This window comes from Nocardioides rotundus, from assembly GCF_019931675.1.
Taxonomy (GTDB): domain Bacteria; phylum Actinomycetota; class Actinomycetes; order Propionibacteriales; family Nocardioidaceae; genus Nocardioides; species Nocardioides rotundus.
This window is the reverse complement of the sequence record NZ_CP082922.1, coordinates 3,522,906-3,535,444: the sequence shown is the minus strand read 5'-3', so window position 1 is coordinate 3,535,444 and position 12,539 is coordinate 3,522,906. Positions and strand designations below refer to the sequence as shown.

The 12,539-nt window shown below is 74.3% G+C and carries 11 protein-coding genes; 7 read left to right on the top strand and 4 right to left on the bottom strand.

Annotation, left to right across the window (positions count from 1 at the left end):
* Position 1: 1 nt before the first annotated feature.
* Entirely contained in the window at positions 2 to 814 is an 813-nt protein-coding gene (locus K8W59_RS17455) for an NAD-dependent epimerase/dehydratase family protein (protein ID WP_223396226.1), read from the bottom strand.
* Positions 815 to 960: 146 nt separating this feature from the next.
* Between K8W59_RS17455 and K8W59_RS17450 the strand changes: the two genes are divergently transcribed.
* The 5 genes from K8W59_RS17450 (at position 961) to K8W59_RS17430 (ending at position 5,673) form a co-directional block, all read left to right on the top strand.
* A complete protein-coding gene (locus tag K8W59_RS17450; RefSeq protein WP_223396225.1) occupies positions 961 to 1,419 on the top strand; it encodes a GNAT family N-acetyltransferase in 459 nt (152 codons plus the stop codon).
* A gap of 36 nt (positions 1,420 to 1,455) precedes the next feature.
* Positions 1,456 to 1,752 carry a hypothetical protein gene (locus K8W59_RS17445; RefSeq protein ID WP_223396224.1) on the top strand — a complete coding sequence of 99 codons (297 nt, stop codon included), beginning with the start codon at positions 1,456 to 1,458 and terminating at the stop codon, positions 1,750 to 1,752.
* Positions 1,753 to 1,794: 42 nt separating this feature from the next.
* Positions 1,795 to 2,667 (top strand): AAA family ATPase, encoded by an 873-nt coding sequence (locus K8W59_RS17440; protein ID WP_223396223.1) that lies wholly within the window; start codon positions 1,795 to 1,797, stop codon positions 2,665 to 2,667.
* Positions 2,664 to 4,094 carry a VWA domain-containing protein gene (locus tag K8W59_RS17435; protein WP_223396222.1) on the top strand — a complete coding sequence of 477 codons (1,431 nt, stop codon included), beginning with the start codon at positions 2,664 to 2,666 and terminating at the stop codon, positions 4,092 to 4,094. Before K8W59_RS17440 ends, K8W59_RS17435 begins: the two co-directional genes overlap by 4 nt.
* A 76-nt stretch (positions 4,095 to 4,170) precedes the next feature.
* The gene (locus K8W59_RS17430; RefSeq protein ID WP_223396221.1) at positions 4,171 to 5,673 is read left to right on the top strand and encodes a potassium/proton antiporter; all 1,503 of its coding nucleotides are present in this window, start codon (positions 4,171 to 4,173) and stop codon (positions 5,671 to 5,673) included.
* 184 nt (positions 5,674 to 5,857) lie between these two features.
* Here K8W59_RS17430 and K8W59_RS17425 read toward each other — a convergent pair whose 3' ends face one another.
* Together K8W59_RS17425 and K8W59_RS17420 are read right to left on the bottom strand one after the other, a co-directional pair.
* Positions 5,858 to 6,400 (bottom strand): LytR C-terminal domain-containing protein, encoded by a 543-nt coding sequence (locus tag K8W59_RS17425; protein ID WP_223396220.1) that lies wholly within the window; start codon positions 6,398 to 6,400, stop codon positions 5,858 to 5,860.
* Positions 6,397 to 6,699, bottom strand: a complete 303-nt coding sequence (locus K8W59_RS17420; RefSeq protein ID WP_223396219.1) for a type II toxin-antitoxin system VapB family antitoxin — start codon at positions 6,697 to 6,699, stop codon at positions 6,397 to 6,399. Before K8W59_RS17420 ends, K8W59_RS17425 begins: the two co-directional genes overlap by 4 nt.
* Positions 6,700 to 6,738: 39 nt before the next feature.
* Between K8W59_RS17420 and K8W59_RS17415 the strand changes: the two genes are divergently transcribed.
* Positions 6,739 to 8,328, top strand: a complete 1,590-nt coding sequence (locus K8W59_RS17415) for a helicase HerA-like domain-containing protein (RefSeq protein ID WP_223396218.1) — start codon at positions 6,739 to 6,741, stop codon at positions 8,326 to 8,328.
* On the opposite strand, the gene eccCb is transcribed toward K8W59_RS17415, so the two are convergent.
* Positions 8,309 to 12,016, bottom strand: a complete 3,708-nt coding sequence (gene eccCb / locus K8W59_RS17410) for a type VII secretion protein EccCb (protein ID WP_223396217.1) — start codon at positions 12,014 to 12,016, stop codon at positions 8,309 to 8,311. The genes K8W59_RS17415 and eccCb overlap by 20 nt on opposite strands.
* Positions 12,017 to 12,210: 194 nt before the next feature.
* Here eccCb and K8W59_RS17405 point away from each other — a divergent pair, with 194 nt between their 5' ends.
* A complete protein-coding gene (locus K8W59_RS17405) occupies positions 12,211 to 12,525 on the top strand; it encodes a WXG100 family type VII secretion target (RefSeq protein ID WP_223396216.1) in 315 nt (104 codons plus the stop codon).
* Positions 12,526 to 12,539: the final 14 nt, after the last annotated feature.

Below are 12,539 nucleotides of genomic sequence, written 5' to 3'. Positions count from 1 at the left end.
CTCAGCCGCCGACGAACGCGTAGCCCTCGCGGAAGGTCGGGTAGGCGAGCTCGAAGCCGGTCGCGCGGAGCCGGGCGTTGGAGAGCCGCCGACCGTGCGGCTCGGCGTCGGCGGACGCCCACTCGACGCCCAGGCGGCCGCCCAGGTGGGCGCGGACCTCGCCGGCGGTGACCGGCTCGTCGTCGGTGACGAGGTACGTCGGCTCCTGTGGCCCGCCCCGCAGCAGGTGCACCACCGCAGCGGCCGCGTCGTCCTCGTGGATCCGGTTGGTCCACCGGGCCGGGTCGGGGTCCTCGCCGCGGCGGACCTGCTCGACCAGCCGTCCGGCCCGCTCGGGGCCGTAGATGCCGCTCATCCGGGCCACCACGCCGCCCGGCACCCGCTCGGCGAAGACCCGCTCCGCCTCGAGCAGGACGGCCGCGGTCTCCCGCGCCGGGCTGGGCGGGGAGTCCTCGTCGAGCAGTCCCTCGGCGTCGCCGTACACGCTCGTCGAGGAGACCAGCACCGCCCGCTCCGGCGTCCGGGTGAGCGCGTCCAGGGCGCGGGCCATCCCGTCGACATAGGTACGGCGATAGGCCGCCGCATCGCGGCCGTCGGCGGTCAGGCACACCACCAGCAGGTCCGCGGCGAGGGCGGGGAGGGGCGCGTCGCCGGTCAGGTCGGCCGCGACGCCGCGGATCGGCCCCGGCACCAGGTGCGCGGAGCGGCGCAGCCCGGCGACGTCCGTACCGTCGGCGGCGAGGCGCAGGCCGATCCGGGTGCCGAGGTCGCCGACCCCGATGAGGAGGGCGTCGGCGGTGACGGGCTCGGGCATGGCGTGAGGGTAGTGGTCTCGACGAGCTCGACCAGCGAGCGGTGGTCTCGACAGGCTCGACCAGCGAGCGGTGGTCTCGACAGGCTCGACCAGCGAGCGGTGGTCTCGACGAGCTCGACCAGCGAGCGGAGGCGTACCGTCCTCGCATGGAGGCTCGTCGTGCCACGACCGCGGACGCCGCGGCGCTCGGCCGGATGCTGTGGGACTTCAACGTGGAGTTCGACGGGCCGACCGACACCGCCGACGTCCTCACCGAGCGGTTCGAGCGGATCCTCGACCTCGACGGCGTCTTCGCGCTGGTCGTCGGCGAGGCGGAGGGGTTCGCCCTCGTCACGCTGCGGCCGGCGATCTGGTTCGACGGGCCGGTCGCGCAGCTGGAGGAGCTCTATGTCGTTCCGGCGCTGCGCAACGCGGGGCGCGGGACGGTGTTGCTCGGTCTGGCGCGCGACGTCGCCCGGGAGCAGGGGGCGCCGGAGATGCACATCAACGTCGACGAGGTCGACGCCGACACTCGGCGCTTCTACGAACGGCACGGCTTCGTGAACATCGAGGACGGATCCGACTTCCGGATGCTCTGCTACATCGGGCCCACCCAGGGGCGGTAGCGCGCGACCCGCCGCCCGGCGCACCATGGAGGGGTGGTGAGGTACCAGCTCCTCTGGGACGGCGACGAGGCCTGGGCCGAGCATCGGATCGAGGGCGACCTGGTGGTCGACATGGCTCCGCCCGGAGTCCGCGAGTCCGTCCGGGTGACCGTGCGCCGGGACGACGTACCCACGATGCTCGCCGCGCTGGACTGCGACCCGCACGAGGACGCGGCCGCGGTGCTGTCGGTCTACGCCGCCGCCGTCGCCCATCCCTCCCTGCTCGACTGGCTGACCTCGCTGGGGATCAGGACGAGCGTGTCGGTCGTACGTCGTCCCCCGCGCACCGGCTGACGGCCCGGGGAACCGGAGTGCTCCGGCTCGTATGCTCGCGGCGTGACCTGGTTCTCCTCGCCCGCCGACGCCGACGCCCGTCTCCGGGAGGTGGGCTATCTGTCCGACCCGGGCACCGCGGTGACGACATACCTCTCCGGACAGCTCGGCAAGCCGCTGCTCGTCGAGGGGCCCGCCGGGGTCGGCAAGACCGAGCTGGCCAAGGCGGTCGCGCGCGCCACGGGCGCGGAGCTGGTGCGGCTGCAGTGCTACGAGGGGCTGGACGAGGCGCGGGCGCTGTATGAGTGGAACTACAAGAAGCAGCTGCTGCGGATCCAGGCCGCCCACGGCGAGACCTGGGACGCGACCCACGACGACATCTTCACCGAGGAGTTCCTGCTCACCCGGCCGCTGCTGACCGCGATCCGGCGGGACGCCCCGACCGTGCTGCTGGTCGACGAGGTGGACAAGACCGACGTCGAGGTCGAGGGGCTGCTGCTGGAGGTGCTCAGCGACTTCCAGGTCACCATCCCCGAGCTCGGGACGATCACCGCGACCGCGCGGCCGTTCGTCATCCTCACCTCCAACGCCACCCGCGAGCTGTCCGAGGCGGTCAAGCGGCGCTGCCTGTTCACCCACATCGACTACCCCGAGCCGGACCGGGAGCGCGAGATCGTCCTCGCGCAGGTGCCCGATCTCGACGACGCGCTGGCGCGGCAGCTGGTCGACGTGGTCTCCCGGCTGCGCGACCTGGACCTGAAGAAGGCGCCCTCGATCGCCGAGACGGTGGACTGGGCGCACACCCTGCTCGCCCTGGAGACCGGGACGCTGGACGAGGACGCGATCCGGCAGACCCTCGGGGTGGTCCTCAAGCACGCATCGGACCAGGAGAAGGCGGTGCGCGAGCTGAAGCTGGCCGCCGGACGCCGGCCGTGAGCCTGCTCGAGCGCCACCTCGGCTTCCTCGCCGCGCTGCGCGAGGCCGGCCTCCCGGTCTCGCTCGCCGAGGGCCGCGACGCGGTGTCCGCGCTGGGCGCCGTCGGGCTGGCCGACCGCTCGCTGGTGCGGGAGGCGTACGCCGCCACGCTGGTCAAGCGCGCCGCCCAGCGGCCGGCCTTCGACGCGGTCTTCGAGGTGTGGTTCCCCGCCCTCATCGGCTCCGGTTCCGCCGAGTCGGCGCTTCTTGACCCCGAGTCGGCGTTAATTGACGCCGACTCGGGGGAAATTGGCGCCGACTGGGCGTCAACTGGCGCCGACTCGGCGGGGTGGGACACCGGGGAGGCCCTGGCGGACCTCCGAGAGCGGCTCGATGCCGCCCTGCAGGCCGGGGACCAGCAGGCACTGGACCGGCTCGCGGTCGAGGCGGTCGCCCGCTTCGGCGCGATGCCCGGGCGCGGGCCGGGGATGTCGTCGTGGTCGGCCTACACCACCCTGCAGCGGGTCAGCCCCGAGGAGCTGATCGGCCAGATCGTCCAGGGGCTGCTGGCCACCGGTCGCACCGAGGAGGAGGCCGACCGGGAGGCGCGCAACCGGGTGGCCGGCTTCCGCGGCCGGGTCGAGGCGGACGCCCGACGCCGGATCGCGGAGGAGAAGGGACCCGAGCACGTCACCCGCACCACCCTGCGGCCGCCGATCGAGCAGCTGGACTTCATCGCCGCCCGCCGGACCGACCTGGAGGAGATGCGCCGCCAGATCACCCCGCTGGCGCGCCGGCTGGCCACCCGGCTGACCCGCGAGCAGCACGCGAACGGCCGCGGCCCGCTGGACTTCCGCCGTACCGTCCGTGCCTCGGTCTCCACCGGCGGCGTCCCGCTCACCACCCACCACCGGCCCAAGCGACCGCACCGCACCGAGCTGGTGGTGCTCTGCGACGTGTCCGGGTCGGTCGCCAACTTCGCCGGCTTCACGCTGATGCTGGTCTTCGCGATGCGCGAGCAGTTCGGCAAGGTGCGCGCCTTCACCTTCGTCGACCAGGCGCACGAGGTCACCCACCACTTCCGCCCCGGCGCCGACCCCGCCGACGTCCTCACCGCCCTCGCGGCCGACACCGCGCACGCCGCCCGATGGGGCCGCACCAACTACGGTCGCGCGTTCACCACCTTCGCCGAGGAGTACGCCGACGCGCTCGGCCCGAAGTCCTCCCTCCTCGTACTCGGCGACGCCCGCTCCAACTACTCCGACCTCGCCCTGCCCCGGCTGCGCGAGCTCGCCGACGCCGCCCGGCATGCCTGGTGGCTCAACCCCGAGCACCGGCGGCACTGGGACACCGGCGACTCCGCCGCGCGGGACTACTCCGCCATCGTGCCGATGGTCGAGTGCCGCAACCTGACCCAGCTCGGGGAGTTCGTGCACCGGCTCGTCTGACCCGCGGCCCGTCCCTCGCGGGACCCCCGTGCGCCACTAGGATTCGAGACCGGGCGAGTGGAAGGAGGGGCGGCGGGTGACCTTCGACGTGCACCAGCTGGACACCTTCCTGTTCATCGGTGCGGCCGTCACCCTGCTCGCCATCCTGGCCGTCCGCGTCTCCAGCCGCGCCGGGCTGCCCAGCCTGCTGCTCTACCTGATGATCGGCGTGCTGCTGGGGGAGTCCGTGGCCGGGATCGGCTTCGAGGACTACGCCCTCGCCCACGCCCTCGGCTTCGGCGCGCTCGTGCTGATCCTCGGCGAGGGCGGGCTCACCACCGACCTCGGCCAGGTCCGCGACAGCCTGCGCCTCGGGGCCGTCCTGGCGACCCTGGGGATCGCCGTATCGGTCGGGGTGATGGCGCTCGCCGGCCACTACCTCCTCGGGCTGCCGTGGATCCTCGCCGTGCTGCTCGGCGCTGTCTGCTCGCCGACCGACTCCGCCGCGGTCTTCTCCGTGCTCCGCGTGGTGCCCGTGCCGCGCCGGCTCACCGGGGCGCTCGAGGCCGAGTCCGGCCTCAACGACGCCCCGACCGTCGTGCTGGTGACGCTGGTCTCCAGCGGCGCGTTCGGGGAGTACGGCGCCCTGCTCACCCTCGCGATCATCGTCGGCGAGCTCGCCGGCGGGGTGCTGGTCGGGCTCGTGGTCGGCTGGTGCGGCGGCTGGCTGATGCGCCGGGCCGCGCTGCCGGCTTCCGGCCTCTACCCGCTCGCCGTCCTCACCCTGTGCCTGTTCGCCTACGGCGCCGGTACTGCGGTGCACGTCTCCGGCTTCGCTGCCGTCTACGTCGCCGGGCTGCTGCTCGGGAACGCCGAGCTGCCGCACCGCGCCGCGACCCGCTCCTTCGCCGAGGGCGTCGCGTGGCTCGCCCAGATCGGGCTGTTCGTGATGCTGGGCCTGCTCGCCTCGCCCGGGCGCTTCGACGGCCGGACCGTCGTCGTGGCCCTGGTCGCCGGGCTGGTGCTGACCCTGGTGGCGCGGCCGCTGTCGGTCCTCGCCAGCGCCTGGGCGGACCCGATGAGTCCGCGGGAGCTGGCGTTCATCTCCTGGGCGGGCCTGCGCGGCGCCGTACCGATCGTGCTCGCCACCATCCCCCTCTCCGAGGGCGTGCCCGGCGCCGAGGAGCTCTTCGACGTGGTCTTCGTGCTGGTGGTGGTCTACACCCTGCTGACCGGCCCGACGCTGCCGCTGGTGGCCCGGCTGCTGGGGGTGGCGCAGCGCTCGGAGCCCCGCGGGCTGGACGTCGAGGCGGCCCCGCTGGAGCGGATCGCCGCCGACCTGCTGCAGGTGCAGATCGAGCCGGCCTCCCGTCTGCACGGCGTGGAGGTGGGCGAGCTGCGGCTCCCGGTCGGCTCGTCGGTCTCCCTGGTCGTGCGGGAGGGGCGGACCATGGTGCCGGACTTCCGCACCACGCTGCGGCACGGCGACGAGCTGCTCGTGGTCACCCCGCGCCGCCAGCGCCAGGCCACCGAGAAGCGGCTCCGCGAGCTCTCCACCCGCGGCCGCCTCGCCCAGTGGCTGCGCGACGAGCCGGAGTGAGCACTCGCGGCTAACCGGCGGCGGTACGGCGGGCCCCGGCGGCGGCCTCGGCGGCGGCCCCGGCGGCCCGCTCCACTGTAAAGCGGTGTTCCGGGATCCTCTGCGGTGTTCGGACATCGCAGGAGTCGACCGAACCCCGCAGGAGTCGACCGAACACCGCTTTACAGCCAGCGGGCCGGGGCCGTCAGCCCGCCTGGGCCACGGGGTCGTTGGGCACGCAGATCGTGGTGTCGATCTGCGAGGTCACCTGTCGCGGCCCGTCGGCGAGCTTGTCGAACTTGTTGCCGACGAGCACCATCACGCCGACCCCTTCGAGCTGGTCGGCGGGCTTCTCGACCAGCTTGGTCCGGTCGCGGCCGAGAGTACGGCGGACCAGGATCGCCGCGGGGTCGCGCTTGTCCGTGGTCCACACCGCCGCTCGCTTCACGCTCACCTCGCGGTCGGCGTTCCCGGTCTCCCCGGCGCCGAAGCCGGTCCGCACCAGGGCGCCCAGGGTCTTCTCCGCGAGGCCGCCGCGGGTCCCGGCGTTGAAGACGCTCACGGTCACCATGCCCCGCCGTACCTGCTCGCCGGCCGCGATGTCCTGCTCCTGGCAGGGGCCGTCGGAGGTCGAGTCCTCAGCGGTGGGGAGCGGCTGGGTGAGCGCCGACCAGCCGACCAGCACGCCCACGAGCAGCAGGACGAGCAGGACGGCGAGGGTCGCGGCCGTCTTGGCGGACTGGGTCATGCGGTCGCTCCCGTGTGGTGGACCCGGGCGTGCAGCATCGCGCGCTGCTGCAGTGCGGCCCGCAGCGCCCGGTGCAGCCCGGTCTCCAGGTAGAGGTCGCCGTCCCACTCCACCACGTGCGCGAACAGGTCGCCGTAGAAGGTGGAGTCGTCGTCGAGCAGGGTGGCCAGGTCCAGGGTGTCCCGGGTGGTGACCAGCTCGTCCAGCCGCACCTGGCGCGGCGGGAGCTGGGCCCACTCGCGTGAGCTCAGGCCGTGGTCGGGATAGGGGCGGCCCTCTCCCACGCGCTTGAAGATCACGGCGGGGAGTCTAGCCATCGCACCGGCTACGCTCCCGCCATGACCGACCCTGTCGCCTCCGACCCGATCGTCGACGCCGTCGCGCCGGGCTACCGGTTCGAGGGCACGGCCCTCGAGCTCGGCGGCCTGATGCTGGACGCCGAGCGGCTGGCCGACGTACCGATCCGGATCCCGCTGGGGATGCTCAACCGGCACGGCCTGGTCGCCGGCGCCACCGGAACCGGCAAGACCAAGACCCTGCAACTGCTGGCCGAGCAGCTCAGCGCGAACGGGGTGCCGGTCTTCGCCGCCGACATCAAGGGCGACCTGTCCGGCCTCTCCCAGCCGGGCGAGGGCGGCGAGAAGATCACCGCGCGTGCCGCGTCGGTTGGCCAGACCTGGACCGCCACCGGCTTCCCGACCGAGCTCTACACCCTCGGCGGGCAGGGGACCGGGGTGCCGATCCGGGTGACGATGAGCGCCTTCGGCCCGATGCTGTTGGCCAAGGTGCTGGGGCTCAACGACACCCAGACCTCCAGCCTGGGCCTGGTCTTCCACTACGCCGACCAGGCGGGGCTGCCGCTGCTGGACCTGGCCGACCTGCGCGCGGTGGTGCAGTACCTCGTCTCCGACGAGGGGAAGCCGGAGCTCAAGGCGCTCGGCGGCCTCTCCAGCGCGACCGCCGGAGTGATCCTGCGCGAGCTGATCGCCTTCTCCGACCAGGGGGCCGACGAGTTCTTCGGCGAGCCGGAGTTCGAGTCCGCCGACCTGCTGCGGCTCACCGACGACGGCCGCGGGGTGATCTCGCTGCTGGAGCTGCCGAACCTGCAGGACCGTCCCGCCCTGTTCTCCACCTTCCTGATGTGGCTGCTGGCCGACCTCTTCCACGACCTGCCCGAGGTGGGCGACGTGGACAAGCCCAAGCTGGTGTTCTTCTTCGACGAGGCGCACCTGCTCTTCAATGACGCCTCCGACGACTTCCTGGACCAGATCACCCAGACCGTGCGGCTGATCCGCTCCAAGGGCGTCGGCGTCTTCTTCGTCACCCAGAGCCCCACCGACGTGCCCGACGACGTGCTGGCCCAGCTGGGCTCGCGGGTCCAGCACCAGTTGCGGGCGCACACGCCCAACGACGCCAAGGCGCTCAAGGCGACGGTGAACACCTATCCCACCAGCGCGTACGACGACCTCGGGGCCGTCCTCACCACGCTCGGGATCGGCGAGGCCGTGGTGACCGTGATGGACGAGCGCGGCGCACCGACCCCGGTCGCCTGGACCCGGTTGCGGGCGCCCGAGTCGCTGATGGGCCCCGCCGACCCGGCGGCGACGAAGGCGGCGGTCGAGGCCAGCCCCGGGTGGGCGAAGTACGCCACCGTGCAGGACCGGGAGTCCGCCCGCGAGAAGCTCGCGGCGCGGCTGGAGGAGGGCTCCCGCAAGGCGGAGAAGGAGACCGGCCAGCCGCGCAAGCAGGCCTCCCGCACCCGCCGCCGCCGGACGTCGGAGTCGTCGAGGTCGTCGAGGTCGGAGGGCAACTGGGCCGACGGAGGCGGGATGGTCGGCGACGTGATGGGCTCGCCGGTCTTCAAGGACTTCATGCGCACGGCCGCCCGGGAGATCGCCCGGGGGATGTTCAAGTCGGGTCGTCGCTGACCCCCTCGGTCGGAGGGCTCCAGGCGACCTGGATCCGCCGGGTGCCGGCTCCGCGGGTGACCAGCTGGCCGCGGCCGGGCGGCCCCGGCTCGGGCCGCACCCGGCCCAGCAGCGGACCGTCGTCGGGGTCGCCGGCGAGCAGCAGTACCGGCTGACCCAGGTCGCGCAGCGCCTGCAGGGCCGGGTCCATCAGGGTGCGGGTCGCGCCACCGGAGCGCAGCGCCACCACCAGGTGCAGCCCGACGTCGCCGGCCCGCGCCAGCAGCGGGCGCAGGGGCGCGAGCGGCGAGCCGCCGGTCACCGTCAGCAGGTCGGCGTCGTCCACGACGACGTGCACCTCCGCGCCCGACCACCACGACCGCTGCCGCAGCTGGTCGGGTGTCACGCCCTCGCCGGGCAGCCGCCCGCCGAGATAGCCGGCCAGGTCGCGGAGCACCGGCTCGGCCTCGTCGGCGGAGGTGAGGTAGTTGAGCAGGAAGGGCTCGGGCACCTCGCCGAGCAGGGTCCGGCGCGGGTCGAGGAGCACGACCTGCGCCGCGTCGGGCCGGCGGGTCCGCAGCAGCTCGTGCAGGTGGCCGCGCAGGGTCGCCGTACGTCCCGAGCCGCCGTCGCCGATGACCAGCAGGTGCGGGTCGCGGTCCGGGTCCAGGAGCACGGGTGCCAGGTCGTCCTCGTCGACGCCCAGCACGAGCCGACGCTCGCCGGGTACGGCGGCCGGCAGCGCCTCGCGATCCACCCGCTCCGGCAGCAGCCGCAGCCGGGGTGCCGTCCGGTCCGGCCAGGCCCGCGCGACTCGAGCCGTCAGGTCGGCCACGCCCGCGGCGAGCGTCTCCGAGCGGGGATCGCCGTCGACGCGTGGCAGCGCGGTCAGGTAGTGCAGACCGCCCGGGAGGAGCCCGCGACCGGGTCGGTCCGCCGGCACCCGGCCGGCCAGCCGGCGGTCGACCTCGGAGTCGACCGGGTCCCCGAGCCGGAGCTCCAGCCGGGTGCCGAACAGGTCGCGGACCGCCGAGCGGAAGTCGCTCCAGCGGCCGGCCGCGGCGACCAGGTGGACGCCGTACGCCAACCCCCGATCGGCCAACCGGTGGATCTGCTGCTCCAGGTCGGGGTGCTCCTCGCGGAGCGTCACCCAGCCGTCCACCACGAGGAACACGTCGCCACCGGCCCCGCGGCCGTCGCGCTCGCGGCGCTCCAGCAGGGCGGCGACCTCGGCGACGATCCGGCGCACGACGGCGGGCTCGGTGCGGCCGGCCACGCCGGCCAGGTGCGGCAGCCCGGCGAGGCTGGCGAGCCCGCCGCCACCGAGGTCGAGGGCGTAGAACGTCGCCTCGTCCGGGGCGTGGGTGAGGGCGATTCCCGCCATCAGGGTCTGTAGCAGGGTGCTGCGGCCGCTGCGCGGGGCGCCGACGACGGCGACATGGCCGGCCGCGCCGGAGAGGTCGACGAGGAGGGGCTCCCGGCGCTGCTCCCGCGGTCGGTCGACGATCCCGACCGGGACCGTGAGGCGGCCGAGCGGGCCGGTGCTGCGCAGGAGCCCGTCCAGGGTGTCCGGGGTGTCCAGGGGTGGGAGCCAGACCCGGTGAGCCTCCGGGCCGAGACCCGCCATCGCGTCGATCGCGGCGTGGAGCAGAGCGGGACGACGTACTCCCTCCCCCTCGTCGGGCACGGGCTCTGGCGGCGGGGCCGCGAGCACGGTGAACGGCACCGCCCAGGCGCGCTCCTCCGGGCAGTCCCTGGGCGCGACGGCCCCGGAGACGAAGGCGGCGCGGAACCGCACCAGCCGGGCCGCGTCGGTCTGGAGGAACCCCAGCCCGGGCACGCTGCGCAGCCGGTGCGCGTCGGGCACCCCGAGCACCGCGCGGGACTCCGCGGCGCTGAATGTGCGCAGCCCGATCCGGTAGGACAGGTGCGACTCCAGCCCGCGCAGTCGCCCCTCGTCCAGCCGCTGGGAGGCCAACAGCAGGTGCAGCCCCAGCGAGCGGCCCAGCCGGCCGATCGCGACGAACAGCTCGACCAGCTCCGGCTGCGCGGACAGCAGCTCGGAGAACTCGTCGACCACGATGAACAACGACGGGAGGGCGGGCAGCTCCGCCCCCTCGGCTCGTGCCCGGCGGTAGTCCTCGATCGAGGCGTGGTTGCCCGCCTCGCGCAGCAGCTCCTGGCGGCGCAGCAGCTCACCGGTGAGGGCGTCGGCCATCCGGTCCACCAGGCTGAGCTCGGAGGACAGGTTGGTGATCAGCGCGGACGTGTGGGGCAGCCGGGCCGCGTCGGCGAAGGTCGCCCCGCCCTTGAAGTCGACGAGGACCAGGTTCAGCTCGTCGGGGGAGTGGGTGAGCGCGAGCGCCAGCACCAGGGTGCGGAGCAGCTCGGACTTGCCCGACCCGGTGGCCCCCACCAGCAGCCCGTGCGGGCCCATGCCTCCGAGGGCCGCCTCCTTGAGGTCCAGCTCGAGCGGCCCGCCCTCGGTCGCGGTACCGATCGGCACCCGCAGTCGCTGCTGCCCCGGTCGTGGCCGCCAGTGCGTGTCAGGACTCCAGGCGTCGACGTCGGCGAGACCGAGCAGTTCGGTGAGGGGGCGCTCGGCACTGTCGTGGTCGGACGGTACGGCGGCCCAGGGGGCCAGCCGGCGGGCCACCGCCTCCGCGGCGCTCCGGCTCATCCGGTCGGGACGCGTGCCCTCCTCGCCGTCGATGGCGAGCTCCCTGGTCGCGGCGGTGAGGACCAGGTGCGTCGCGTCCCCGCCGGGATCTGTCGGCGGGTCGGTCCCGTCGTGGATCACCAGGAGATGTCGCCCCGCCGGCACCAGCTCGGTCAGCGCGGCGAGGTCGGCGCCGACCAGCCGGCGCGGGCCTGCGGCGTCCGCCTCGTGCGGGCTCGTGGCGTGCGGCAGCCACTTCACCCAGTCCCAGTGCGGCAGGTCGGGCTCGGTGCAGTGCACGGCGACCGCCAGGTGCTCCGGCGCGTGGGCCACGGCCGCTTGGCAGAGGAGGGCCCGGGCCAGGGCGCGGGTCTGCTCACGCGGACCGGCGACCTCGACGCGGGACCGCCGCAGGTCCAGGTTCGCGGGCAGACCGGGCTGCTCGGCGTGCACCGCGAGCAGCCGGTGCAGGGCCGCGGCGGCGGCCGGGTCGGCCCGGGCGTCGTCGGCCTCGGCGGGAGGGGTGAGCGTCACCGTCGCAGGCTGGGTGCGGCAGCCGACGCGGGCACGGAGGAACCAGGAGTGGTCCGGCCCCCGCCGCCAGCGACGCTCCGGGTCGCCCGCCAGGACCGCCAGCTGCGAGGGGTCGGGGTGGTGCCAGACGAGGGACTGCCGCTGCGCGGCCGCGGCGGCCCGCGCGCTCGCGCGCACGCAAGCGAGATGGTGGAGGTAGTCCTCCCGGGCCGTGCTCCGCTGGCGGGCCTGTTGACGGCGCTGCCGGTCCACCTGCACCAGCACGTAGGCGAGGGTCGCGAGGAGGAAGACGCCGCCGGCCAGCAGGCTGCGGGTGCGCAGGGAGGAGTCGCTGCCGCCTCCGGCCAGGCTGGCCACGAGCAGGATCGAGCCGAGGGTGCCGATCATGGGTACGGCGCCGGCCAGGACCGCGCCGGCACCCTCGCCCCGCTCCAGTCGCGGGGGCGGGCGCAGCGTCAGCTCGCCGGCCGGGAGGGCCGGCTCCGCGTTGTCGGTCGCGCTCGGGGTGGTCGTCACCGCTCCAGCCTGGTAGCCCGGCCGGTGCGGGGCCACCGGGTCGGGAGCGCCTGTGGAGAACTCCGCGTCGTCGCGGGTTATCCACAGATTGCCCGTGCCCCGCCCATGTCCCCGTCTCGTGGGGTGTGCTTCTAGGACGCGGGCAGACGCCCCGCCGCCGGTGATCGGCCGGCTCACGTGAAGGAGGACGAACCATGAGCACGGCAGAGATGGGACAGGGCGAGGGCACCCTGAGCCGAGCGGCGACCCTGGTCGCCGACGCGCGCAGCGACTTCGACCGCCTCTCCCGCGATCTGGAGGGCCGGATCCAGGGACTCCAGGGGCAGTGGGTGGGCCAGGGCGGCACCGCGTTCTTCGCGCTGCACCGGGCCTGGACGGAGAAGCAGGCGGTGATCGTCGGCGCCCTCGACGGCTTCGAGCGCTCCCTGGTCGCGACGGAGAAGGACAACGTCGCGACCGACGAGACCCAGATGGCCAACTACCAGCGCAACGCCGCGCGGCTCGCCTGAGCCGGCGGTCCGAC

Coding starts and splice junctions, on each gene's coding strand:
- K8W59_RS17455 (WP_223396226.1), bottom strand. CDS start 814: ATGCCCGAGCCCGTCACCGCCGACGCCCTCCTCATCGGGGTCGGCGAC.
- K8W59_RS17450 (WP_223396225.1), top strand. CDS start 961: ATGGAGGCTCGTCGTGCCACGACCGCGGACGCCGCGGCGCTCGGCCGG.
- K8W59_RS17415 (WP_223396218.1), top strand. CDS start 6,739: ATGACCGACCCTGTCGCCTCCGACCCGATCGTCGACGCCGTCGCGCCG.
- K8W59_RS17425 (WP_223396220.1), bottom strand. CDS start 6,400: ATGACCCAGTCCGCCAAGACGGCCGCGACCCTCGCCGTCCTGCTCGTC.
- K8W59_RS17405 (WP_223396216.1), top strand. CDS start 12,211: ATGAGCACGGCAGAGATGGGACAGGGCGAGGGCACCCTGAGCCGAGCG.